Source organism: Novosphingobium sp., assembly GCF_036820275.1.
GTDB lineage: Bacteria > Pseudomonadota > Alphaproteobacteria > Sphingomonadales > Sphingomonadaceae > Novosphingobium.
The window spans coordinates 191,378-216,484 of the sequence record NZ_DAISLT010000006.1; the positions used below are offsets into that span (position 1 = coordinate 191,378).

A 25,107-nucleotide genomic window follows, 5' to 3' on the forward strand; every position below is an offset into this window, starting at 1 on the left:
CGTGGGAGACCTCACCGCCCCGCAGCCGGAGCTGCGGCTGATCCTTGCCTCGGCCAGCCCGCGCCGACGCGAGTTGATCGGCCGACTGGGCATTGCGCCCCATGCCGTCACCGCTGCCGATATCGACGAGACGCCCGCGGCCGCGGAAGTTCCCCGCGCCTATGCCCGCCGCATGGCGCGCGAAAAGGCGCTGGCCGCTGCGGATGACGCCGCACACGTCCTTGCCGGAGATACCGTCGTCGCCTGCGGCCGTCGTATCCTGCCCAAGGCCGAGGACGAAGCCACCGCGCGCGCCTGCCTTGCGCTGCTGTCCGGCCGCCGCCACCGCGTCCTTTCCGCGATTGCCCTGAGATCTCCTGACGGCACGCTGCGCGAACGCCTTTCCGAGACGATCGTGCGTTTCAAGTCGCTCTCGCCCGAAGAGATAGAGGCCTACATCGTCGGCGGCGAGTGGGACGGCAAGGCAGGCGGCTATGCCATCCAGGGCAGCGCCGAAGGCCTGATCACGGAAATCTCCGGAAGCCATTCGGGTGTCGTCGGCCTTCCCCTGTTCGAGACCCGGGCCCTGCTCAAAGCGGCAGGATTCGCGATTGCCTGAATGGCTCGTCGAAGACGGGATCGGCGAAACGCGCGCGGTCCTCGTCGATAACGGGGAAGTTCTGGCCGCCCGGCTGCAATGGGACGGCCGCCTCACGCCGGGTGAAGTGGCCGATGCCGTGCTCCTGTCGCGCGCCAAGGGGGCAAGGCGGGGAACCCTGCGCTTCCCCTCGGGCGAGGAAGCGCTCGTCGACGGCCTGCCGCCCGAGGCCAGCGAGGGCGCTCCGCTCCGCGCCCAGATCACCCGCGCCGCCATGGCCGAAACCGGCCGCCTGAAACGCGCCCAGGCGAGGCCAACGAATCGCGCGCCGCGTGCCGCTCCGTCGCTGGCCGAATTGCTGCAAGAGAGCGGCTATCCGGTCCGCAAGCTCCGCGCCTTTCCCGAAGACCCCTGGCCGGAACTGTTTTCCGAGGCCCTCGGCGGCGAACTCGCCTTCGAAGGCGGGGCTATCCTCGTGATCCCGACCCCGGCCATGACCCTGATCGACATCGACGGCACCCTGCCTGCACGCGCGCTTGCCCTCGCAGCGATTCCGGCAATCGCGCGGGCCATAGGGCAGTTCGACCTCGGCGGCTCGATCGGCATCGACTTTCCCTCGCTGGAGCGCAAGGAGGACCGCCGCGCGGTGGACGAAGCGCTCGCCGAGGCGCTCGACCACTGGCCGCACCAGCACACCGCGATGAACGGCTTCGGATTCGTCCATCTCGTCGCCCGGCTGGAGCGCCCCTCGATTCTCCACCGCCTGCGCCACGATCCCGCCGGAGCCTGCGCCCGCCTGCTGATGCGACAGGCCGAGCGGGTTCAGGAACCCGGCACACTCCTGCTCACCACCCACCCGCGCGTGCGGGCTCAGGTGCGCCCCGAATGGGAAGCCGAACTCGCCCGCCGCACCGGGCGCGTGCTGGCATGGCGGGAGGATCCCGGCCTTGCGCTGGGCGGCGGATTCGCGCAGGCGATCACGTCATGAGCGACAGCACCACTCCAAGGGCCAATGCCAAGTGCCCGATCTGCGGCAAGCCGCGCACCGCGCAGCATGCCCCCTTCTGCTCCAAGGCCTGCCGCGACCGCGATCTGCTGCAATGGCTTGGCGACGGCTATGCCATTCCCGGACCTGCGGCACCGCAAAATCCGGACCTGGATATTTATCCACAAGACGATTGAAACGAGATCGTCATTTTAGGGTTGCCAAGCCGGTCCAGGTTCTTCATAGGCCCGCCACCAGCAGCGAACGGCCGCTTCGGCAGTCGGAAAATTCGCTGAAAAGCTTGGTTTTGCCCGGGTAGCTCAGTTGGTAGAGCATATGACTGAAAATCATAGTGTCGGCGGTTCGATCCCGTCCCCGGGCACCACTCTCCTCGGAGAGTGGTGCCTTTTTCTTTGCCTGCCCTTCTTCTTGCCGAATCGGTCCAGGCGTTAGTCCGAAAAGCTAATCCGAAACCGATCATGCCGCGCCGTTCCTATAAGGGTACATGTGGCCACATGGCTCTGATCGTGAGCCAAACCGGCAGTATTTTGCAGGACGAGTTGTGAAAGAAGCTGCGAAAGCAGGGTTTTTCGGACCTCGATTTCACCTATAAAGATGATGTTAACCATTAGTTGCCAGTTCTGATCGGGCAACAACGGGGATTGTCATGCGCATTGATGCCAGAAACCTTCTGGACCGCCTGGGCCGCAATGAATTTGCCTACAAGGAATTCGAAGACCGGTTTTCCGACCTGGAACTCTGGCCGATCCTGGAGGCACTCTTGCGCGATCCGCGCCTTCAGACGCTCGACCAGACCGTTTCGGACGGCACCGTGCCGGAGACCGAAACGATCGATCCGGAACTGGCTGCGGAGCCGCTGAAGAACCTGTTCAGCCGCTACGAGCAACAATCTGTTTCGCCATCGATTGCAAAACCTGTTGTTGAAGAACCCGTCCGCGATGTACGAGCCATGTTGCGCCATCTGTCGGACCTTGGCGCCCGGGGGGAAATCTGATGCCGATGATCGTCTGTCACGGTCCCAAGGGGGGTACCGGAAACACTTTCGTGGCCGCTCACCTCGCCATGGGCCTTTCCGCCCAGGGCGCGGACGTGACCGTGGTGAGCATTGCCGCCCGCGACACCCTGCCGCTGCACTTCGGCCTCACCCCGGCGATCTCGTTGCCCGCCCTCACCGCGCCTGCTGACGAAGCGGTGCTGGTCGGCGGCATCAACTTGCGCAGCTGGCGCCGCGCGCCGGAGGATCTCGACTTCGTGCCGATGCTCAGCGACCTCGGCTACTTCCAGCCCGGCAAGGACCGCGTGCTGGTGGTCGACGTGCCTTCGAGCGAAACCCGCCTCGCCCGCCGCCTGATCGACCATGCCTGCGCCCACGTCTGCACGATCAACGCCCAGCCCGACACGCTTGCCCTGCTCCCGCAGGTCTTCGGCGAGGCCGGTATCGAAGGCCTTGCCCGCACCGCCTTCGTCATCAATGCGCTGGACGAAACGCGCCGCCTCGGCCGCCACGGCGCCGCCTTCATCCGCGAACTTGCCGGGCAGCGCCTGATCGGCCGCATCCGCATGGACGAGGCAGTTCCCGAATCCATCGCCTCGCTCAAGATGCTCAGCCGCTACGCCCCCGCCAGCGTCGCCCTGTCCGACATCCAGCAGATCGCGGAAGCCATTCTGCCGACGCTGGATTCGACGACCCAGGCGTGGATCGCTCCGGTGAGCCTCGCCGCATGATCCGAAAGCTCGTTTCGCACCGCGCCGTCCGACTGCTGGCGATCGTTCCGATCGCGCTGATCGCGGCCATGGTGATCGGGGTTCCCCTCGACATCAATGCCCAGTGGATGTTCGCGGGCGTGACGATCTTCGGCACGCTCATCATGAAGCGCTGGCCGGGCCGCAAGGGCTCGCTGGCGCTGGGCCTGCTCGCCGTGCTGATGTCCACGCGCTACATGTTCTGGCGCACGACGCAGACGCTGGCTTTCGGCACCCTGCCCGAATTCCTGTTCGGCACCGGCCTCTATCTGGCCGAAGCCTATGCCTGGCTCATCCTGATCCTGGGCTTCATCCAGACGAGCTGGCCGCTCGACCGCCCGGTGATCGAGCCCAAGGGCGATCCCGAGACCTGGCCGACGGTCGACATCTACATCCCGACCTACAACGAGAGCCTGGAGATCGTGCGCAACACGGTCTTCGCGGCCATGGATCTCGACTATCCGGTCGACCGCTACCGCGTCTTCATCCTCGACGACGGCAAGCGTCCCGAATTCCGTGCTTTCGCCAAGGAAGCCGGCTGCGGCTACCTGACCCGCGACAACAACCTGCACGCGAAGGCGGGCAATCTCAACGCGGCCATGAAGAAGACCGACGGCGAACTGATCGCGATCTTCGACTGCGACCACGTTCCCACCCGCGCCTTCCTGCAATTGACCGTGGGCTGGTTCCAGACCGACCCGCGCCTGGCCCTGCTCCAGACCCCGCACCACATGTATTCGCCCGACCCGGTGCAGCGTAACCTCGCCTCGACGATGGGCGAGATGCCGGGCGAAGGCGACTTGTTCTACGGCCCGGTCCAGGGCGGCAACGACCTCTGGAACGCCACGTTCTTCTGCGGTTCCTGCGCGATCATCCGCCGCGAGGCGCTGATGGAGACCAACGGCTTCGCGGGCGAAACCGTGACCGAGGACGCCCACACCGCGCTCAAGCTCCAGCGCACCGGCTGGAACACCGCCTATATCAGCGCCCGTCTTTCCGCCGGTCTCGCCACCGAGCGCCTGGTGCTCCACGTCGGCCAGCGCATCCGCTGGGCACGCGGCATGACGCAGATCCTGCGCATCGACTGCCCGCTGTTCGGCAAGGGCCTGACCTGGCAGCAGCGCCTCTGTTACCTGAACGCGATGCTGCACTTCCAGTATCCGCTGCCGCGCATCGCCTTCCTGACCAGCCCGCTCGCCTATCTGATCTTCGGCCAGAACATCATCCAGGCTTCGGCCTCGCTGATCTTCGCCTACGCGCTGCCGCACCTGTTCTGCTCCTCGGTCGCCAACGAGCGGACCCAGGGCGGCGACCGCCGCCCGTTCTGGGGCGAAGTCTACGAGACGATCCTGGCCTTCCACCTCGTCAAGCCGACGGTCATGACTTGGCTCCAGCCCCGCAAGGGCAAGTTCAACGTGACCGACAAGGGCTCGCTGCTGGACAAGACCTACTTCGACTGGGACGTGGTGAAGCCGCACCTGATCTGCATCGCCCTGCTGGTCGGCGGAATTCTGCTGGCGGTCGGGAAATGGGCGTTCTTCCCCTACATGTTCAACATCCAGACCGATACGCTGGTGCTGAACTGTGCCTGGGCAACCTTCAGCCTGATCATCCTGCTCGCCGCCGTCTCCGTCGCCCGCGAAACACGTCAGGCCCGTCAGGACATCCGCATTCCGGTGCCGCTGCCGGTCACCGCCTATCTGTCCTCCGGCCACACCCTCAATGCGACCACGATCGACATCTCGATGGGCGGCGCCGCGCTGGCCCTGCCGACCGAACTGCCGGTGCGCGACGTCGAAGTGACGCACATGACGATGGCCATGGGCGACGAAGTGCTCTCGATCCCGGTGCGCACGATGCGCACCAGCGGCAACAAGGCCTTCGTCCGCTTCGAAGAACTGGACATGCTGGCCAACCGCCACCTCGTGCGTGCCGTCATGGGCCGTGCCGACGCCTGGCAGCCCACCGGTTCCAATCCGCAAGTCAGCGGCCTCCGCTCGCTGGCCCACATCATCCTTGTCGACATGGTGACGATCAAACGCATGTTGCGTCTCAACTTCAACGAACGCCGGGCCATGGCCGCCATGGCCTCCCGCACGCCCGCGATCGCCGCCGACCCTGCCGAGAAGGAAACCAAGAAGAAGGCCGGCAAGAGCCGCCTGCTGCCGCTGGCCAAGGCCGCCGGCGTCGCCGCCGCGCTCGCGCTGGGCGTCGCGACCGTCGTGCTCGGCAGCCGCGAAGTCCATGCCGCCCCGGTTCCCGCGCCTTCCTCCGCCACTGCAGCGGCGCCCGCCAGCGGCACCCAGACCGACGCCGCCGATGCGCCGCGCGGCGGCCTCAGCGAACGCCTGACGCTCAAGGACATGCGCGTCGCCAGCCCGATCCGCCTCCAGGGCACGGCGGGCGAGATCGGCGTTCCCTTCGGCATGCGGCAGGACCGCGTCGTCACTTCCGCCGTGCTGACCCTGCAACTCTCGTGGTCGGCACAGATGCTGGACGACATCAGCCAGCTCGTCGTCATCGTGAACGGCGAAGTGGTCCAGGCCGTGCCGCTCACCCGCGCCGATGCGGGCAGCCACGCCCTGCGCATTCCGATCAACGCCGCCCTGCTGCTGCCCGGCGACAACCAGCTCAACATCCGCTTCCTCGGCCACTACGCGCGCGATTGCGAGGACCCGTTCCACAGCTCGCTCTGGACGAACATCAGCAACACGCGGTCGTTCCTCGACCTTGAGTATCAGGCACTGACGTTCCAGCCCGATCTCTCGCGCATGCCGCTGCCGTTCTTCGACAAGGGCCAGAACGTGCCGCTGCGTATGCCCTTCGTCTTCGCCGGACAGCCGCACAAGGGCGAACTGGAAGCCGCCGCCGCGACCGCCTCGTGGCTGGGCTCGCTCGCTTCCTATCGCGGCTTCTCGTTCAAGCCGGTCTTCGGCGCGCTGCCCAAGGGCAATGCCGTGGTGTTCCTGAAGGCCGGTCAGTCGATCCCCGGTCTCGACCTCGCGCCCGCCACCGGCCCGAGCGCCGCCGCCGTGCGCAATCCGGCCGATCCCACCGGCACCCTGCTGGTGCTGATGGGCCGCAACGACGCCGACCTGCGCGTGGCCGCAGGCGCCGTCGCGCTGGGCCGCGGCGTGTTCGGCGGCCAGCGCATGGCCTTCGACGGCGTGCGCATTCCCGCTTGGCCGCGCTACGGCGCGCTGCGCTGGATCTCCACCGACAAGCCGGTGCAGCTCGGCAAGATCATGTCCGCCTATGCGCTCCAGGGCATGGGCCTGCGCCCCGGCCCGCTGACCGCCAGCTTCCGCGTTGCGCCGGACCTGTTCTTCTGGCCCCGCGAAGGTGGCCACCTGAACCTGACCTACCGCTATCCGGTGGCCGACTGGCTCGACCAGCGCGGCTCGCGTCTCGACGTCTCGCTCAACGGTCAGTACCTCAAGACGCTGCCGCTCAGCTCGACCTGGTGGAGCAACCTGTTCGGCGGCTCCGGCGCGCGCGGGCACGATTCCTCGGCGAAGGTGGTGCTGCCGCGCTACAACCTGTTCGGCCAGAACGAAATCGCGCTCGATTACAACCTGATCATCGCCGACAAGAAGAAGTGCACCGGTACCCTGCCGGAAAACGTGCGCACTTCGATCGATCCCGGCAGCACGATCGACCTCACCTCGGCCTATCACGCCATCATGATGCCGGACCTTGCAACGTTCGCAGGCGCAGGCTTCCCCTTCACCGTGGCGCCCGACCTTGCCGAGACCACCGTGGTCATGGCCGCCAATCCCTCACCCGCCTCGGTCGAAGCCTTCCTCAACCTGATGGGCCGCTTCGGCGACTCCACCGGCGTTCCCGTCACCGGCATCACCGTGACTTCGTCGGTCTCGGCCGCCGAGCTTCAGGACCAGGACGTGCTGGTCGTGGGCGGCGTGGAACTGGCCTCGGCAGGCTCGCTGTTCGACAAGGCACCCGTCCGCTACGTGAACGGCCACCTTGAAGTCAGCGAACGCTCGCCGCTGCAGTATGCCACCTCGTTCTTCGGCGGCACCGAGCGCAACGACCCGATGGTCGCCGCGCCGCTGGTCTACAATGCGCGCGGGTTCTCGGGCATCGTCAGCTTCCGTTCGCCGTTCTCCTCGGATCGCACCGTGGTCGCGCTGCTCGCCGACAACGGCGCGGCCCTGCCCGCGCTCGTCGACGGCATGGCCGACAAGAAGATCAACGCCGCGATCCAGGGCGATCTCGCCGTCACCAAGGGCGACGGCATGACCAGCTTCGCCATCGGCGACCGCTACTGGGTGGGCTCGCTGCCGATCTGGATGAAGCTCGCCTACTGGTTCAGCCAGCGCCCGATGTTGATGGGCCTGTTCTCGCTGCTGCTTGCCGCGATCCTTACCGGACCGACCTACCTCTACTTCCGTCGCCAGGCCCAGCGCCGCCTCGGCCAGCAGGACGATAACGCATGAATGCCGCGATGACCCGCCTGCGCCTCGTCGGCCTGGCGCTTCTGCTCTCCACCGCGACATCCGGAATCACCCAGGCCGGAACCGCCCAAGCCCAGGCGGCGGGCGTCGATGCGCTGCTGCAACAGGCCAAGTATTGGCGTTCCAAGGGGCGCGAGGATCTCGCCCAGCAGGCGCTTCGCCGCGCCAAGGCGCTCGATCCGGGTAATGCCTCGGTCAATCAGGCGCTGAACGCCAGGCCAGCGGCGCCCAAGCCCGCGCCGCAGCCGCCCGCCAAGCCTGCGGCCAAGCCCGCACCGGCCGCCGCCCGTCCGGTACCGACGCGCACGCCTGCAGCGCCGCCCGCTCAGCGCCCCACACAGGCCGCCGCGCCCACGCGCAGCACACCGGCACCGACCACGTCTGCCAATCGCGCCGGACAAGCCCGCGTCGCGGGCTTCGACGCGCTGGAGGACGGCAACCTCGCCTCCGCCGCCAACCAGTTCCAGCGCGCCCTCTCGGTCAATTCGCGCGATCCCGATGCCCTCGGCGGCCTCGGCCTCGTGCGCCTGCGCGAAAGCAACTTCGCGGAAGCGGCGAATTACCTCGAACAGGCCTCGCGCTACGGCAAGGCGAGCCAGTGGGCAGAAGGTCTCGGCGCCGCCCGCTTCTTCGCCGGTCTCGCGGACGCGCGCAATTTCGTGGCACAGGGCCGCCTCGCCGATGCCCAGTCGGTGACGGAAGGCCTGATCCGTTCCGGTTACAAGGAACCCGGCCCCGCGCTCGAAATCCTCGCGGATATCTACGAGAAGCAGGGCCGCTACGCCGACGCCGCCGACCTCTACCGCCAGGCAAGCCAAGGCGCCGGTGCAAGCGGAAGTGCGGACGACAAGCGCCTGCAAATGCGCGCCGCGCGTGGCCGGGCGCTCGCCGCTGCGGCCAACAACGACGACATGGGTGCGATGCGTGAGTTCCAGAACGGCCTGGTGCTCGACCCCACCGACCCGTGGATCCGCTACGAATTCGCCGAATTCCAGATCCGGCGCGGCCGCGTGCCCGAGGCGGAATCGCTGCTGCGCTCGCTGACCGCGATGGGCCAGCCCGACGCGCTCTATGCCGCCGCGCTGCTCAACAACGACCTCGGCCGAGCCACCGAGGCCTCGCGCCTGATCGACATGATCCCCGAGGCGCAGCGCACCGCGCCGATGCGCAGCTTCGCGATCGGCGTGAAGACCGACGCAGCGATCGCCCGCGCCAAGTCGATGGCCGCGCAGGGCCAGCAGGCCCAGGCCCTCGCCTCGCTGCGCCAGCTCGGTGCGATGTCGGCGATCCCGGTCGGCAAGCAGGCCGCCGTCGCCAATGCCCTCTACGAACTGGGCGACGCGCAGGGCGCCGCCAGCGTGGCCGAGAACGCTGCGCAGGCACCGGTTTCCAGCGTGGCCGACTATGAAGGACTGATCGGCGTGCTCGCTCGCGTCGGCCGTGACGACCTTGCCCAGCAGGCGCTGCAACGCGCCGGGGCCATGGCGGGCAGTTCCGCCGAGGGCCAACAGGCCTATGCACGGATGAACGCGGCGCTGCTGGTCAGCCAGGCCGACCGCTCGCGGCAGGCTGGACGCTTCGCGGAATCCTTCGACATTCTCCAGAGCGCATGGGGCGCCGCGCCCGAGAACATGGACATTCTCGCCGGACTTGCGCGGCTCTACCAAAGCGGCCAGATGCCGGCCCGCGCCGCGCAGAGCTGGCAGCTCGTGCTCGCCCGCAAGCCGGGCGACAAGGACGCCCTGCTGGGTCTCGCCGAAACGGCGCAGGCGGCCGGCGACAACGACCTGTCGCGCCGGGCCCAGAACGACGTGCTCCGCGCCTTCCCGCAGGACTACCAGGTGCGTCTTTCGCTCGCCAACGTCGAACGCGCGCGCGGTAACGACCGCGCGGCGATGGCCATGCTCAAGGAGGCCCGCAACCTCTATGCACGCGGCCAGGGCGGCACTTCGATCGACGGTCTCGCGGGCGGCAATCCGTTTGCCGCGATGACCCCGGCGGGCGGCTCCAACCCCTTCCGCGACCGCCCGGTGGCGGCGCCGCAGCAGATCAACCCCTTCGCGCTCGGCGGCGGCACCCGCATTCCCAGTGGCCCAGCGGCCGGGTATGGCAATGCTTCGACGCCTGCTTCCTATGCCGCAGCGCCCGCCTACAGTGCCCCCTCCGGCTACGGCGCGACGCCGGGCTATGGAAGCCAGAGCTACGGCGGAGCTGCAAGCTATTCCGCTCCCGCGATGACCGCTGCGCCCTATCCGGCGACGGGAGGTAGCTACGGCAGCTACGGCGACACTGGAATGGACGCCGCTTCGACCTCGGCCTACTCCGCCGACCCGGTCATCGCCCAGATCCAGTCGCAAATCGCCGAGATTTCCCACGACAGCGGCCCGCGCGTCGATATCGACACCGGCTATCGCCGCCGCTCCGGCGAGGCGGGCCTCAGCCAGCTCGACGAGATCAAGGGTTCGGCCCGCTTCTCCACCGATGCCCCGGGCGGCCGCGTCTACGCCAAGGCGGAAGCCTCGGTCATCGACGCCGGGCGCGCCAACCAGTCGGGCCAGGCCCGCTTCGGCACCAACGGCCTGATCGAGGCGGCGGCCATCGTCGCGCAGGAGCCTTCGGTGTTCCCCTCGGCGCAGACCCAGAATGCCTCGGGCGTCGCCTTCTCGGCCGGTTACGAAAGCGATACCGTCCAGCTCGAAGCGGGCACCACCCCGGTCGGCATGGGCAAGACCGAGGCGACGTTCCGGGCGGCAGCCTCGCCCAAGCTCTCCCCCACGGTTCGCGGCAAAGTCTTCGCCGAGCGCCAGCCCGTGACCGACAGCGTGCTTTCCTACGCGGGAACGCGCGATCCCGTCACCGGCATGCGTTGGGGCCAGGTCATGCGCACGGCGGGCGGCGCCGGACTTTCCTATGACGAGGACGGCAGCGGCGTCTATGCCGAGGGCCGCTACTACCGCTTCCGCGGCACCAATGTCGCCCGCAACAGCGGGTTCGAGGCCAATGTCGGCGGTTATCTGCGTGCCTATCACGGCACCCGCTCGAACCTGACCGTGGGCCTCAACGTCAACTATCAGGGCTACGACAAGAGCCAGAACTACTTCACCTGGGGCAACGGCGGCTATTTCAGCCCGCAGCACTTCATCAGCGTCGGCCTGCCGGTGAACTACACGATGGAAGACGAACTCTTCGACATCCGCGCCTCGTTCACGCCCGGTTTCCAAAGCTACAAGCAGGATCAGACCAACCTCTATCCGATCAATGCGCCGCTCCAGACGGTGCTCGACGCGCTGAAGGCGGAAAACAACGACGTGCGTTCCTATTACGACAGCATCAGCAAGACCGGCTTTGCGGTATCGAGCGATCTGTCTATCTATTACAAGCTGAGCCCGACGACCCGTATCGGCGGCGAGGCCAGTTACAATACCTTCGGATCTTATGACGAGTTCCGGAGTATGTTTGGCGTGAGACAGAATTTCGGGAGCACCGGCCGATGAAACTGCACGCATTCCCCTCGCCTCGTTCGGAAGGCGACCAGACAGGCGCCGGAGGGCTGGCGCTCTTCGCGATGATGGCCGCCGCCGAAGTCTGCGAAGGCGCGCCCATCAGCCAGGCGCAAGGCTTCTTCGCCGCAATCGGACGGCGCATGGCCACGCTGGAACCGCTGGACGGCGTCAGCGACGCAGCCGTGCTCGCCGCGCGGATCAACGGCTTCTGGCAGGATCTCGGCTGGGGCGAAATCCAGCTGGCCGTCGGCGACGACGCGATCGTCGTCCACCATCGCGGCCTGCCCAAGGCGCTCACCGCCGACCAGCAGCACAACTGGAACACCATGCTGCTCGGCCTGCTCCAGGGTGCCTACGACGCCTGGTTCCGCGTGCTCGGCAGCGGCCCTGCCCTTCACACGGTCGCGCAGTGGCACGGCGACGTGGTCGAACTGCGCCACGGTCGCTGAGCCCCTTTACGTCGATCAACGAGAAAGCATCGGCATGAATTTCCCATTCGATACCGGTATAACCCGCCGCAACTTCACCTTGGGGGCGATGCTGGCCATGACCGCTGCCTGCAACACCGACGCACAAAGCCGCGCCCCGGTGCGCGACGCCTTCTGGCGTACCTGGCGCGACTTGTACCTCCAGCCCGACGGCCGCGTGGTCGATACCGGCAACAACGGCGTCAGCCATAGCGAGGGCCAGAGCTACGGCCTGCTCTTCGCCTACAAGGCCGGCGATGCCGAGGCATTCGAGAAGATCGCGGGCTGGACCCAGAGCCGCCTCTCGCGTCCCGACATGGCACTCCACGCCTGGCGCTACGACCCTGCCGCGCCGAACCCGGTGGCGGACCAGAACAATGCGACCGACGGCGATCTCGTGATCGCCTGGGCGCTGGCCATGGCCGGACAGCGCTGGAACCGCGCCGACTATACCGCGCGCGCCGCGCAGATCCGCTCGGCGGTGCGCAGCCATTGCGTCATCGAGCGGCACGGTCGGCAATTGCTGCTTCCCGGCATCCAGGGCTTCGTCAACGGCGACGAAGTGACGCTGAACCCCTCCTACTTCGCCTGGCCCGCGCTCGATGCCTTCGCCAAGGCCGACGGCCAGCAGGTCTGGGGCCGGGTCATCAGCGACAGCGAGGCGATCACCCGCCTCTCCCGCTTCGGCGCCCATCGCCTGCCGACCGACTGGGTCGTCATCAACGCGCCGAACCAGGTCGCCCCGGCGCGCGACAAGCCGCCGCGCTTCGGTTACGACGCGATCCGCGTGCCGCTCTATGCTGTCCTGGGCGGTCGCCAGTCGCTGGTGACGGACGTCGCCGCCTATTGGCGCGCATGCCTCTCTGCCAACAAGCCGATCCCGGCCTGGGCCGACGTCGTGACCGGTGAGGAAGCGAACTACGCGCTTTCGGCAGGCGGCGCGGCGGTCGTGGGACGGTTGCTGGGAAGCGCCCAGCCTTCGGTGCTCACCAACGACTATTACGCCGCCTCGCTCCAAATGCTGGCACGTTATCAGTAGGCCTCGAAACACAATGCCCCACTGCTTCGCAGCTGGGGCATTTTGACGTATAGGTAAGCCCAGAAGTTCCCAGAACCTTCGTTTTTGGTCGCAAATTGTCGCACTTGCGAAAACCCCGCTTGCGGGCAGCAACAATTGCCTGAATAGCAACGCCGACAAGACTTTTGACGGTGTGCGACTTGAAAATCACGTCTTCTTCGACTTCGGCAGCATCGCTGCGCCCCTTTGCTCGCCAGGCCGGATTTGCCTTCCTTTCGGTCGCCCTCCTCGCTGCCTGTTCGGGCGGCGAAAAGAAGGACGACAAGCGTCCCGCCCCGCAAGTCGGCTATATCGTGGTGCAGCCTTCCGCCGTGCCGGTCGCAGTCACGCTCAGCGGCCGCACCGTCGCCTTCGAGACCAGCGAAGTCCGCCCGCAGGTGACGGGCGTGATCGTCAAGCGCCTCTTCACCGAGGGCAGCCTGGTGCGCGCCGGACAGCCGCTCTACCAGATCGACCCCAGCCTTTATCGCGCCGCCGTCAATCAGGCGTCGGCCGACCTCGCCAGCGCCCGCGCCACGGCCGAGGCCGCCAGTGCCAAGGCCCAGCGCTACAAGCCGCTGGCTGACATGGAAGCGGTCGCCAAGCAGGATTACATCGACGCGCTCGCCACGGCACGCTCGGCCAAGGCCTCGATCGCCCAGAACGCCGCGACGCTCGACACCGCGAAGATCAACTTGCGCTTCACCACCGTGCCCGCCCCGATCAGCGGCCGCATCGGCCGCTCGCTCTCGACGGTCGGCGCCCTCGCCAGCGCCAGCCAGACCGATCCGCTGGCGGTGATCCAGCGCATGGACCCGATCTTCGTCGACATGCAGCAGTCCGCCGCAGACCTGACAGCGCTGCGCCGCAAGCTGGCCGCCGGCGGCGTCGCTCCTGGCAATACCCAGGTCCATCTCCGTTTCGACGACGGCTCGCAGTATCCCCTGCCCGGCTCCGTGGAGTTCTCGGAAGTCACCGTGGCGCAGGACACCGGCACGGTCACCCTGCGTGCCAAGTTCCCCAATCCGGACGGGGCGCTGCTGCCCGGCATGTTCGTTTCCTCGATCTTCGACCAGGCGACCGATCCGGGCGCCTACCTGGTCCCGCAGAATGCGGTCCAGCGCGACTTCGACGGCTCGGCCTATGTCATGGTCGTCGGCGCCGACAACAAGGCGGCGCGCCGCAAGGTCACCGCCGACCGTACCCAGGGCACCAACACGGTCGTCACCTCGGGCCTCCAGAAGGGCGACAAGGTCATCGTCCAGGGCCTGAACGGTCTCAAGCAAGGCGCCGATATCAAGCCGGTACCGGCCTCGACCGCGCAGACTGTCGCGCCGCCCAGCGGCAAGGCCGGCGACGCTTCTTCCGCCGCGGGTCGCTGAGCCTCCCATGTCGCGCATCTTCATCGACCGGCCGATCTTCGCCTGGGTCCTCGCCATCATCGTCATGCTGGCGGGCCTCGGCGCGCTGGCTTTCCTGCCGAACGAGCAATATCCGGACATCGCGCCGACGCAGGTGAACATCCGCGCCACCTACAACGGCGCTTCGGCCGAAACGATCGAGAACAGCGTCACCCAGGTGATCGAGCAGCAGCTTACCGGCATCGACGGGCTGCTCTACTTCAACTCGCAGTCCTCGAACCGCGGCCAGGCGACGATCAGCGCGGTCTTCGCGAAGGGCACCGACCCCGACATCGCCCAGGTCCAGGTCCAGAACAAGGTCCAGTCGGCGCTCTCGCGCCTGCCGCAGGCGGTGCAGAACCAGGGCGTCACCGTCACCAAGTCCAACCCCGACCAGTTGCTGCTGGTCGCCGTTTACGACGCGACCGACAGCCGCTCGAACCAGGACGTATCGGACTATCTCGCCTCGAACATCCAGGACCCGCTCTCGCGCCTCGAAGGCGTGGGCGACGTCAACGTGTTCGGCGCTCCCCACGCGATGCGCATCTGGCTCGACCCGACCAAGCTGGCCGCCGTGTCGCTGATGCCCAGCGACGTGACCTCGGCGATCACCGCCCAGAACACCGAAATCGCCGCCGGCGAGATCGGCGGCCTGCCGGCGCCCAGCGATCAGGCGATCAACGCGATCGTCACCGCCGGTTCGCGCCTGCAGACGGCCGACCAGTTCCGCAATATCGTTCTCAAGACCAACACCGACGGTTCGGTCGTCACCATCGCCGATGTCGCCCGCGTCGAGATCGGTGCGGAGAACTACGCCACCATCAGCCGCATCAACGGTCATCCGGGCGCGGGCATTTCGATCTCGCTCTCGCCCGGCGCCGACGCGCTGGCGACCGCCGAACTGGTCAAGGCCGAGATGGGCGAACTCGCCAAGGGCATGCCCGACGGCCTCGATTATACCTACGGCAACGATTCCACGGCCTTCATCAAGCTCTCCGTCGCGGAAGTGGAAAAGGCCCTGTTCGAGGCGATCGTGCTGGTCGTCATCGTCATGTTCGTGTTCCTGCAAAGCTGGCGCGCCACGCTGATCCCGGCGATCGCCGTCCCGGTCGTGCTGCTGGGCACGTTCGCGGTGTTCTACGTCGCCGGTTTCTCGATCAACACGCTGACCCTGTTCGGCCTCGTCCTCGCGATCGGCCTGCTGGTCGACGATGCCATCGTCGTCGTCGAGAACGTGGAGCGCCTGCTCGAAGAGAATCCGGGCATGAGCGCCCGCGAAGCCACGATCAAGTCGATGGAGGAAATCCAGGTCGCCCTGATCGCCATCGCGCTGGTGCTCTCGGCGGTGTTCCTGCCGATGGCCTTCTTCGGCGGCTCGACCGGCGTGATCTACCGCCAGTTCTCGTTGACGATCGTGGTCGCCATGGTGCTCTCGGTGCTGGTCGCGCTGATCCTCAGCCCGGCGCTCACCGCCACGCTGCTCAAGGCCAAGGCGAAGGACGGCGAGGAAGTTCCCGGTTTCATCCAGCGCCATATGCCCTGGATCCTGCGCCCGTGGGAACGCTTCCACACCTGGTTCAACCGCAGCTTCGAGAACATGACCGAAGCCTATGGCCGCCGCGTGGAGCGGGTGATCGAGCACAAGTGGCGCTGGCTGCTGCTCTTCGCGATCGCCTGCGTCGCCACCTACGGCCTGTTCCAGCGCCTGCCCACCGGCTTCCTGCCGAACGAGGACCAGGGCACGATCATGGTCCAGTGGCGCCTGCCCGCCGGGTCCCCGCGCACCCGCACCGAGGCGGTGCAGCGCCAGGTCGAGGACTACTTCGCGAAGTACGAGAAGGACAACGTCGCCAGCATGTTCACGCTTTCCGGCGGCGGACAGGGTGCGGCCGGTCAGAACACGGGCCAGGCCTTCGTCACGCTGGTCGACTGGGAGCAGCGCCCCGGTAGCAAGAACAACGCCGACGCCATCGTCCAGCGCGCCAACGCCGCCTTCCGCGGCATCCGCGATGCACAAGTCTTTACGCTGGTTCCGGGCGCGATCCGCGGCCTCGGCTCTTCCTCCGGCTTCACCATGGAACTCCAGAACAGCAACGGCATGCCCCGTGCGGACTTCCAGAAGGCGCGCGACGAACTCCTGGCCAAGGCAGGTGCCGACCAGCGCCTCACCAACGTGCGCCTGAGCGACCTTCCAGAAGTCTCGACGCTGAAGATCAATTCGAACACCCGCGCGCTGACCACCTACGGCGTTACGGCCGCCAGCGCCAACTCGACCCTGCAAACCGCGTGGGGCGGCACTTACGTCAACGACTTCATCGACAAGGGCCGCGTCAAGCGCGTCTTCGTGCAGGGCGATTCGCAGTTCCGCTCGCGCCCCGAAGACCTCGCCCAGTGGTTCGTGCGCGGCACGAGCGGGCAGATGGTGCCGTTCTCCGCCTTCTCGACGATCAGCTGGTCGACCGCGCCCAGTTCGTCCTCGCGCTTCAACGGCCTGCAGGCTTACGAATTCTCGGGCAGCCCGGCCCCCGGCGTCAGCTCGGGTACGGCGATGGACGTGATGGCGGAACTGGCGAGCCAGGTCCCCGGCACTGCCGTAGCCTGGGCCGGTTCGTCCTATCAGGAGCGCCTCTCCTCGGGCCAGGCACCGCTGCTCTACGCGCTCTCGCTGCTGGTGGTGTTCCTCTGCCTCGCCGCGCTCTACGAAAGCTGGTCGATCCCGATCGCGGTCATCCTCGTCATTCCGCTCGGCCTGCTCGGCGCGATCATGGCGGTGACCCTGCGCGGCCTCGAAAACGACGTCTATCTCCAGATCGGCCTGCTCACCACCATGGGTCTCGCCGCCAAGAACGCGATCCTGATGATCGAGTTCGCCGAACAGGCCGAACGGCAAGGCAAGCGCGTGATCGAAGCCGCGCTGGAAGCCGCGCGCATCCGCCTGCGTCCGATCCTGATGACCAGCTTCGCGTTCATCTTCGGCGTGATCCCGCTCGCGATCGCCAGCGGCGCGGGCGCCAACAGCCGCATCGCCATCGGTACTGCCGTGGTCGGCGGCATGTTGACCGCCACGCTGCTTGCGATCTTCTTCATTCCGCTGTTCTTCGTGCTCGTGCGGCGCGGCGTGCGCGACGGTCTCGCCGCAGTCCGCCGCCATATCCAGGAACGCCGCCAGTCCAAGGGAGACGCCGCATGATCCGTTTTCGTATCGCCGCGCTCACCCTGCCCGCTCTGGCGCTGAGCGCCTGTTCGATGGCCCCCAAATACGTCGCGCCGCCCCCGCCGGTCGCCGTTTCCTGGCCGGTCGGCGACGCCTATCTCGCCCAAAGCGAAGCCGCGCTGCCGCTGGTGTCCTATACCGAGATCTTCCGCGATCGGCGGCTCCAGTCGCTGGTCGAGCAGGCGCTCGCCAACAATCGCGACTTGCGCGTCGCCGCCGCCAACCTCGCCGCCGCGCGGGCGCAAGTGCGGGTGGTGCGCGCCAATCAGTTCCCGGCCATCGGCGTGAACGGCTCGGCCAGCCGGACCGAGACGAACGGCGGCAGTACCGGGAGCAGCACGAGCGGCGACCGCTCGTCCTATTCCCTGCAAGGCGGCATTTCGAGCTTCGAACTCGACTTCTTCGGCAAGTACGCCAGCGCCACCGCGGCGCAGCGCAACAGCGCGCTCTCCACCGAGGCCGCGGCCCGCACCGTCAGGCTCGGCCTCGTCGCCGACCTCGCGCAGGCCTGGGCCACTTATGCAGCGGACAAGGATCTGCTGCGGATCGCCGAGGCGACGGCCGCCAATGCCGAGCGCAGCGTGACCCTCACCGGCGCCCGTCTCAAGGGCGGAGTCGCCCCGCGCACGGATCTGAGGCAGGCCGAGCAGGTCCTCGAAACCGCACGCGGCGACGTCGCCTCGCAGACGACCGCGCTGGCGCAGGACGTCAACGCGATCCGCCTGCTCGTCGGCGTCGACTTCGACGAGAGCCTGCTTCCCGGCGGCGTGGACGAAGTGAACCAATCGCTGGCCGTGCTACCCGCAGGCACCAGTTCGCAAGTCCTGCTGCGCCGCCCGGACGTGGTGGAAGCCGAATATTCGCTGCGCGCCGCCAATGCCGATATCGGCACCGCGCGAGCCGAGCTGTTCCCCTCGATCTCGCTGACCGGCCTGCTCGGCTTCGCCAGCAACGCGCTTTCCGCACTGTTCGACAAGGGTGCCTTCGCCGCCACCGGCACGGCCGCGGCAAGCTGGTCGATCTTCAACGCCGGTGGCAGAAGCGCCAATGTCGAAGTGGCCAAGGCCCAGCGCGACGCGGCTGTCGCCACTTACGAAAAGGCTATCCAGACCGCTTTCCGCGAAGTCTCCGACGCGCTCGCCGATCAGGGTACGTTGTCGGAACGCCTGCGCGCGGCCTCCAGCTACACCGAAGCCGCCGCCGATACCGCCCGCCTGACCGAGGCCAGCTACCGCCAGGGGATCACCAGTTCGCTGGAGAACCTCGATGCGCAGCGCAGCCTCTACAGCGCCCGGCAACAGGAGATCGCGGTGCGCCTTGCCGTGGCCGCCAACCGCATCACGCTCTACCGCGTGCTGGGCGGCGATCAGGCTACCCCGGTGCAGTAAGGCTCGCGGCGACGGGAACGGCGATAGTCCCGTACTTGCTAGTTGCCTTTTGCCAGCGTGCGTTCGCGCATGTCGCGGATCGCCAGGACCATCAGCCGCGCGTTGACTTCGAGCAGGCTTTCCTCGCGGCGGCCGGGTAAAGTACCCAGTATGCGTCGCAGCCTGCGGTCGGTTGCCAGGGTGATCGAGCGTTCGATGCCGGTCATCAGCGTCGTCGCCATCAGCACCGCGGTATCGCCGAGGACGCCGCGCGGGTCCATCTGCGCCACGAACAGCCCGATCAGCGGCCGCGTGGAATTGACGCGCTGGTGCATGATGCGGACGTCGAACTGGTCGGCCATCGAGTTGCGCAAGTGGAGCAGCCCGGTGTGGCGTGCCCAGAACTCGTGGTAGGCGCGCACGAACGCCATCGCGCGATCCGACAGTTCCTCGTCCGGCCAATAGGCGCGGACTTGCGCGACATACTCGTCCTGCGCGGTGCCCATGACCGGCTCCAGAACCGCCAGCAGCAATTCGGTGAAGTCGGTGAAGTAGTTGTAGAGCGAAGTCATGCCGAGACCGACCGCGCGCGCGACGGCACCCAGCGTTACCGGCTCGTCCGTCTTCTCCACCAGATCTATCGCGGCGGCGAGAATGCGCTCGCGGGTGATCCGCCCCTTGCGACCGAGTTTCTGGCCGTGAAGATTGTGGCTGACCCCTGCGCTCGCATCGGTCACCGCCGCCGCCAATTGCGGCGGCAGCGCGGACAGGCCGCCGTCCGGTGCCTGACCGGTCTCTCCCTCGCCCTCCCCCGAAGGTGCCCCCACCGAAACCGACCGCTCGTCGTCAGGCCGCCTGGGCCTGGCCGACCGGCCAGGCGAGGATCTTGACGTCGGTGAACTCTTCAATGCCTTCAACACCCCATTCGCGTCCCATGCCGCTGGCCTTGTAGCCACCGAAGGGAATATCGCCGGCAATGCACATGCCGTTGTTGACGCTCATAGAGCCGGTGCGCACGCGCTTGGCGATCGTGATGGCCCGGTTCAAATCACCCGAGCTGACACCACCGGATAGGCCATAGGAACTCTGGTTGGCAATGCGGATGGCGTCCTCGTCGTTCTCATAAGGAATGACGACCAGCACGGGACCGAAGATTTCCTCCTGAGCGATACGCATGTCGTTGGTAACGTCAACGAAGCAGGTCGGCTCGACGAAATAGCCACCGCCCTTGTCGGGACGGATCTGGCCGCCGGCAAGCAGCGTGGCGCCCTCTTCCTGCCCCAGGTCGATGTAGCTCTTCACGCGCTCCATCTGGCGCTTCGAGATCACCGGACCCATGATGTGCGCCGGATTCTCGATATCGCCCCAGTTGTCGCCAAAGTTGCCGTAGGCGCCCTTGAGGATGGCCTTGGCCTCCTCGTAACGGCTGCGGGGCACCAGCAGGCGCGACTGCACGGCGCAGCCCTGCCCCGCATGGAACACCAGCATTGCCATGCCCACTTCCATCGCGAAGTTTGGCGCATCGTCGAGCACGATCTTGGCCGACTTGCCGCCGAGTTCGAGGAACACGCGCTTCAGCGTGGCGGCACCCTGCTCCATTATGCGCTTGCCGACGCCGGTGGAGCCGGTGAACGAGATCAGGTCGACGCGCGGATCGGTGACGAGCATCTCGCCCGCCAGCGCCGGATCGGCACCGAATACCACGTTGATAACGCCGTCGGGGAAGCCGGCTTCCTTCGCCAGTTCGCCGAAGATCGCGCCCATGCCCGGAGTATCCGGCGCAGGCTTCAGGATCACGGTGCAGCCCGCAAGCAGCGCGGCGACGATCTTGCCGATGTTGACATAGAGCGGCACGTTCCACGGCGTGATCGCGCCGACCACGCCGATCGGCTCGCGCACGCCGACGCGCTTGTGGATCATGCCGAAGGCCGGCTTCTCGCCGTAGTCCTTTTCCCACTCCAGCTTGTCGAAGACGGCCATGTAGTCGTCCCAGCCGTCAAGCGCCATGCCGACATGGGCACGGCTCACCGCGCCCTGCGCGGCCCCGGCCTCGTTGATGGCCAGTGCGCCAAGGCGCGGACGGGCGGCTTCGAACAGTTCGCGGTACTTCTTCACCAGCGCCAAGCGCTTTTCGGTGTTGGTGGACCAGTCGGTCTCGTCGAAAGCGCGGCGGGCAGCGGCAATGGCGGCGTTCACGTCCTCGGCAGTGGCATCGGCGGCCTTGCCGACCGGCTCACCCGTCCACGGGCTGATCACGTCGAAGGTGCCGCCGTTGCCGGCGCCGCGCAGCTGGCCATCGATATAGAGCTTGGCTTCGGGAAGAGTGGTCATCGTCTGATCCTTGGCGGGAATGGGGTCTTGCAGGACTTGGGCGTCGCTCATGGGTGGCGCGCTCCTACCGAGACGTGGAGAACGCGCACGTCAGAGGGCAGATCGATGACCGAGCGGAACACGCCGGTCACATTCTCGGTGTTCGAGATCGGACGAGAGCGCAGATCGATGCCATTGGCGGCGCAGCCCTGGTGGAAGCGCATCGCGGCATCGGGGTTCCAGCCCGGAGCGGTCTTGCCCGCTTCGTACATCGGCCCGGCACGCACAGTGGTCACGCGGATGCCGGCAGGCTCCAGTTCCTCGACGAGAGCCTCGGTGAACCGTTCGAGCGCCGCCTTGGTGCACTGATAGAGCGAGAGCATCACGAAAGGCACCACGATGGATTCGCTGCCCACGTTGATGATCTGGCCGCCCTTCGCCATCATCGGGATCGCCGCGCGGCAACAGTAGATGGGGCCGTTGAGGTTGGTGGCGATGATTCCGTCGATCTGCGCGTCGCTTGCCTCAGCCACCGTGAACGGCTCGTAGATCGCGGCGTTGTTGATCAGCACATCGATCTTCGGATGCGTTTCGGCAATGGTCGCAAAGGCCTTCCGCACGGAATCGGCGGAGGCTACGTCGCACTCCACCGCCATGGCCGTGCCGCCGATCTCATCGGCCAGTTCCTGTACCTTGGACCGCGTGCGCCCCAGCAGGATCACGGTTTCTCCTTCACCGGCGAACCGCCTTGCAAGCGCGCGGCCGAGGCCCGCACCGGCGCCAGTGATCACGATCGTCTTACCCACGCATCCTCCCGCTATTACGGCTTTCGAGTGCCGGTCTCGCCAGCACGATTTCCCAAACTCTACCCCCTAAGCAAGGTACTGCCTATCGCGGTCACGATGGTTCGGCGGAAGCGCCCCGGCGAAGCCTTGCGGAGCCCGTTTCAGCCCGGAGCAGCTTCCGCTTCCAGCCGTTCGGCAGCCAGCTTGCGGAGGTCCGCCGTCTTGATCTTGGCGCTGCCGGTGGTCTTGAGATCGCTCTCGGCCACGAACAGAACGCGGCGCGGAACTTTGTAGCTGGCGAGCTTTTCCTTGGCGAAATCGCGGATCGCCCCGGCATCGGGCCGTGCACCGTCCACCGCGACGACACAAGAGACCACCAGTTCGCCCAGAAGATCGTCGGGCACGCCCACCGTCTGCACCATTTTCACGTCGGGGTGGGCGCGGATAATTTCGTCGATTTCGATCGGAGAGACATTGGCGCCGCCGGTCTTGATGATGTCGTTCAGGCGGCCTTCCCAGAACAGGCGGCCCTGTTCGTCGATATAGCCCCCGTCCGCCGTGCGCAGGAAGCCTTCGCCATCCAGCGATTCGTCCAGCGGAATGCCGAGGTAGCCCAACATTAGCGTCGGCCCCTTTACGGCGATCTCGCCGCGTTCGCCCAGCGGCATCGTCGCGCCGGTCATCGGATCGACGATCTTGATCGTGGAACCGGCGGTCGGCACGCCGTGCGACTTGCCGGCGACTTCCTCCGCCGTGCCCGACGCGAAGACCGAGATCAGCGTGAACGTCTCGGTATTGCCGAAGGCCTGCGCCGGCTCGCGCCACTTGGTGTCAATCGTGGGATGCTGTGCGCAAGGCGTCGTCGCGTCGATATAGTGCATCGGCGAAAGGTCGACGCTGTCGTAGTTCGGCGCCGCCATGAGCTGCGCCCACTGGTGCGGCCAGGCGAGCATCATCGTCGCTTTTTCGGCGTCCATCAGCGCAAGCGCTTCCTCCGCATCGAACCAGCGCTGAAGCACCAGCGAGCCGCCGGAGCCGAGCGTGCCGCCCAGCGCCATCGAGAAATTGCCCGACCAGAAGAAGCCGTTGGCCGACCATGTCCGCGGCGGCACCTTCACGTCATACCACTGCGGCCAGCGCCAGAGTTGCAAGCAGACGCCGCGATGGGCGGAAAGGATACCCTTGGCCTTGCCGGTAGAGCCGGAGGAGAAGAACAGCACGCCGGGATCGCTCGGCTGGACGGAGGCGGCAGCGGCATCGACCAGCGCCGGATCGACACTGTTTCCACGCGCCAGGAACGTGCCCCAGCCCTCGATCGCGCCAAGGCCTTCATCGCTGTCGATCACGGCGAGGTGGCGCAGGAACGGAAACTTGGTGGAAGCGACCTCACCCGGCCTGGCCGTGCCGATCTGCGGTTCGAGTTCGATGAGGGTCTGCGCGAAGTCCTTCTTGAGCACGCGGCGTTCGAGCAGCAACACCGAGCAGCCGCCCATCTGCAGCACGGTTTCGAGTTCGGCGGGGGTGAAGAAGGTACTTACCGTCATGGCGACGCCGCCCGCCAGCGCGGTGCCGAAGACACCGGAAAGGAATTCCAGCCGGTTGGTCGCCAATACGCCGACGCGGGTGCCCTTGCCGACACCGCAAGCCACCAACGCGCGGGCGACTTCCATGGACCGCGCCCAGAGGTCGTCGTACGTCCAGCGCTCCACCCTGTCTTCAAGGTGGATCACCGCCGCTTCGGAGGGGCCGTAGCGGCGCAATACCTCGCGAACGAAGCCGCCCAACGTCAGCGGGCCGATGCCCTGCTCTTCCGCCAGCGGAATGCCGCGCGCGATCGACAAGCCTTCGGTTACCTCGACCATGCGTTCCTCATCGTCCATGCGGGATTTTCCGCCCGCTCTTCCCATCGTGATACAGGTGCGGCGGGCGGCTCCCTCAAACCGCCCGCCGCACCGGCTGCATCAGGCGTTCACGTCAACGATGTAACGGCCGGTGACCTCACCGGACATGAACTTGCGAGCAGCCTCGATCGCGCCCTCCAGGCCAATGGTCTGGCCGATGGTTTCCAGCGCCGCCGGATCGAGATCCTTGGCAAGGCGGTCCCAGGCCTTCAGGCGCTTGGCCTTGGGAGCCATGACGCTGTCGATCCCCAGCAGCGAGACGCCGCGCAGGATGAAGGGCATGACCGTCGAAGGCAGGTCGAAGCCCTGCGCCAGACCGCAAGCGGCAACCGCGCCGCCATACTTGGTCTGGGCGATGGCATTGGCCAGCGTGTGGCTGCCGGCGGTGTCGACCACACCGGCCCAACGCTCCTTCTGAAGCGGCTTGCCCTTTTCGGAGAGTTCGGCGCGGTCAATGATCGTTTCTGCGCCCAGCGACTTCAAATAGTCCGCCTCACCCGGCTTACCGGTGAGCGCGGCGACCGAATAGCCCAGCTTCTTGAGGATCGCGATGGCGACCGAGCCGACGCCGCCGGTGGCGCCGGTCACGAGAATTTCGCCCTGATCCGGGGTCACGCCCCAGTCCACCAGCGCATCGACGCAGAGCGCGGCGGTATAGCCCGCAGTGCCGATCGCCATGGCCTGCTTGGGCGTGAACGCCGAGGGCAGCGGCACCAGCCAGTCACCCTTCAGCTTCGCCTTCTGCGACAGGCCGCCCCAGTGCCCCTCGCCCACGCCCCAGCCGTTGAGCACGACGGTATCGCCGGCCTTCCAGTCGGCATGGCTGCTTTCGGTGACGGTGCCGACAAGGTCGATCCCCGGCACCATCGGGAACTTGCGCACGACCGGCGAAGCGCCGGTGACGGCCAGGCCGTCCTTGAAGTTGAGCGTCGAGTAAGCGACGTCCACAGCAACGTCACCCTCGGGCAGCGCGCTCGCGTCAAGCTGCTGGAGAGTGACCGTCTGGCCCTCGTCGGTCTTGTCGATCACGATAGCGGAAAACATGGCATACTCCCTCAAGGACCCGTGCGGCCCGACGATGCAGGCCTCGGTTGAAAGGGAATATGCGCTGCCCCGTCAATGCCGCCACCCCACGCCATCGCCGAGGCGAAGCGGCATCACGGGCAGGGTATCAGTTGCATTTGCGAAGTCGGTCACGGCCTCACTTCCCCTTCTCGTCATTGCGAGCGTAGCGAAGCAATCCAGAGCGGCGTAAACCGCCCCTGGATTGCTTCGCTACGCTCGCAATGACGAGGGTTGGTG

Annotated in this window: 17 protein-coding genes and 1 tRNA gene; 13 read left to right on the forward strand and 5 right to left on the reverse strand. The window is 66.8% G+C overall.

What is annotated here, in order from left to right; all coding sequences use genetic code 11:
* Nucleotide 1: 1 nt before the first annotated feature.
* From V7066_RS07450 to V7066_RS07510, 13 genes are all read left to right on the forward strand, one after another.
* On the forward strand, nt 2-598 hold the full coding sequence (locus tag V7066_RS07450; RefSeq protein ID WP_334182431.1) for a Maf family protein: 597 nt from the start codon (nt 2-4) through the stop codon (nt 596-598).
* Nucleotides 591-1,565, forward strand: coding sequence for a ribonuclease E/G (locus V7066_RS07455; RefSeq protein WP_334182432.1), 975 nt, complete (start codon nt 591-593; stop codon nt 1,563-1,565). Before V7066_RS07450 ends, V7066_RS07455 begins: the two co-directional genes overlap by 8 nt.
* Nucleotides 1,562-1,759 carry a DNA gyrase inhibitor YacG gene (locus V7066_RS07460; protein WP_334182433.1) on the forward strand — a complete coding sequence of 66 codons (198 nt, stop codon included), beginning with the start codon at nt 1,562-1,564 and terminating at the stop codon, nt 1,757-1,759. Before V7066_RS07455 ends, V7066_RS07460 begins: the two co-directional genes overlap by 4 nt.
* Before the next feature lie 112 nt (nt 1,760-1,871).
* A tRNA-Phe gene (locus tag V7066_RS07465) sits at nt 1,872-1,947 on the forward strand.
* Between the two features lie 282 nt (nt 1,948-2,229).
* Entirely contained in the window at nt 2,230-2,577 is a 348-nt protein-coding gene (locus V7066_RS07470; RefSeq protein ID WP_334182434.1) for a hypothetical protein, read from the forward strand.
* Nucleotides 2,577-3,308 (forward strand): cellulose synthase operon protein YhjQ/BcsQ, encoded by a 732-nt coding sequence (locus tag V7066_RS07475; protein WP_334182435.1) that lies wholly within the window; start codon nt 2,577-2,579, stop codon nt 3,306-3,308. Before V7066_RS07470 ends, V7066_RS07475 begins: the two co-directional genes overlap by 1 nt.
* Entirely contained in the window at nt 3,305-7,783 is a 4,479-nt protein-coding gene (bcsA, locus tag V7066_RS07480) for a UDP-forming cellulose synthase catalytic subunit (RefSeq protein WP_334182436.1), read from the forward strand. The genes V7066_RS07475 and bcsA overlap by 4 nt, the downstream gene beginning before the upstream one ends.
* Nucleotides 7,780-11,295, forward strand: a complete 3,516-nt coding sequence (locus tag V7066_RS07485; RefSeq protein ID WP_334182437.1) for a cellulose biosynthesis protein BcsC — start codon at nt 7,780-7,782, stop codon at nt 11,293-11,295. The genes bcsA and V7066_RS07485 overlap by 4 nt, the downstream gene beginning before the upstream one ends.
* The gene (gene bcsD / locus V7066_RS07490) at nt 11,292-11,753 is read left to right on the forward strand and encodes a cellulose biosynthesis protein BcsD (protein WP_334182438.1); all 462 of its coding nucleotides are present in this window, start codon (nt 11,292-11,294) and stop codon (nt 11,751-11,753) included. The genes V7066_RS07485 and bcsD overlap by 4 nt, the downstream gene beginning before the upstream one ends.
* Nucleotides 11,754-11,787: 34 nt before the next feature.
* Nucleotides 11,788-12,810, forward strand: coding sequence for a glycosyl hydrolase family 8 (locus V7066_RS07495; protein ID WP_334182439.1), 1,023 nt, complete (start codon nt 11,788-11,790; stop codon nt 12,808-12,810).
* A gap of 215 nt (nt 12,811-13,025) precedes the next feature.
* Entirely contained in the window at nt 13,026-14,210 is a 1,185-nt protein-coding gene (locus V7066_RS07500) for an efflux RND transporter periplasmic adaptor subunit (RefSeq protein WP_334182452.1), read from the forward strand.
* Between the two features lie 7 nt (nt 14,211-14,217).
* Nucleotides 14,218-17,418 (forward strand): efflux RND transporter permease subunit, encoded by a 3,201-nt coding sequence (locus V7066_RS07505; protein WP_334182440.1) that lies wholly within the window; start codon nt 14,218-14,220, stop codon nt 17,416-17,418.
* Nucleotides 17,415-18,830, forward strand: coding sequence for an efflux transporter outer membrane subunit (locus tag V7066_RS07510; protein ID WP_334182441.1), 1,416 nt, complete (start codon nt 17,415-17,417; stop codon nt 18,828-18,830). Before V7066_RS07505 ends, V7066_RS07510 begins: the two co-directional genes overlap by 4 nt.
* A gap of 38 nt (nt 18,831-18,868) precedes the next feature.
* Here the strand turns inward: V7066_RS07510 and V7066_RS07515 are convergent, their stop codons facing one another.
* The 5 genes from V7066_RS07515 to acuI all read right to left on the reverse strand — a co-directional run bounded on the left by V7066_RS07515 (nt 18,869) and on the right by acuI (nt 24,849).
* On the reverse strand, nt 18,869-19,636 hold the full coding sequence (locus V7066_RS07515; protein WP_334182442.1) for a TetR/AcrR family transcriptional regulator: 768 nt from the start codon (nt 19,634-19,636) through the stop codon (nt 18,869-18,871).
* A gap of 19 nt (nt 19,637-19,655) precedes the next feature.
* Nucleotides 19,656-21,140, reverse strand: a complete 1,485-nt coding sequence (locus V7066_RS07520; RefSeq protein ID WP_334182453.1) for an aldehyde dehydrogenase family protein — start codon at nt 21,138-21,140, stop codon at nt 19,656-19,658.
* Nucleotides 21,141-21,187: 47 nt separating this feature from the next.
* The gene (locus V7066_RS07525) at nt 21,188-21,925 is read right to left on the reverse strand and encodes an SDR family oxidoreductase (RefSeq protein ID WP_334182443.1); all 738 of its coding nucleotides are present in this window, start codon (nt 21,923-21,925) and stop codon (nt 21,188-21,190) included.
* A gap of 140 nt (nt 21,926-22,065) precedes the next feature.
* The gene (locus V7066_RS07530) at nt 22,066-23,784 is read right to left on the reverse strand and encodes a class I adenylate-forming enzyme family protein (RefSeq protein ID WP_334182444.1); all 1,719 of its coding nucleotides are present in this window, start codon (nt 23,782-23,784) and stop codon (nt 22,066-22,068) included.
* Nucleotides 23,785-23,865: 81 nt separating this feature from the next.
* Nucleotides 23,866-24,849 (reverse strand): acrylyl-CoA reductase (NADPH), encoded by a 984-nt coding sequence (gene acuI, locus V7066_RS07535; RefSeq protein ID WP_334182445.1) that lies wholly within the window; start codon nt 24,847-24,849, stop codon nt 23,866-23,868.
* Nucleotides 24,850-25,107 lie beyond the last annotated feature (258 nt).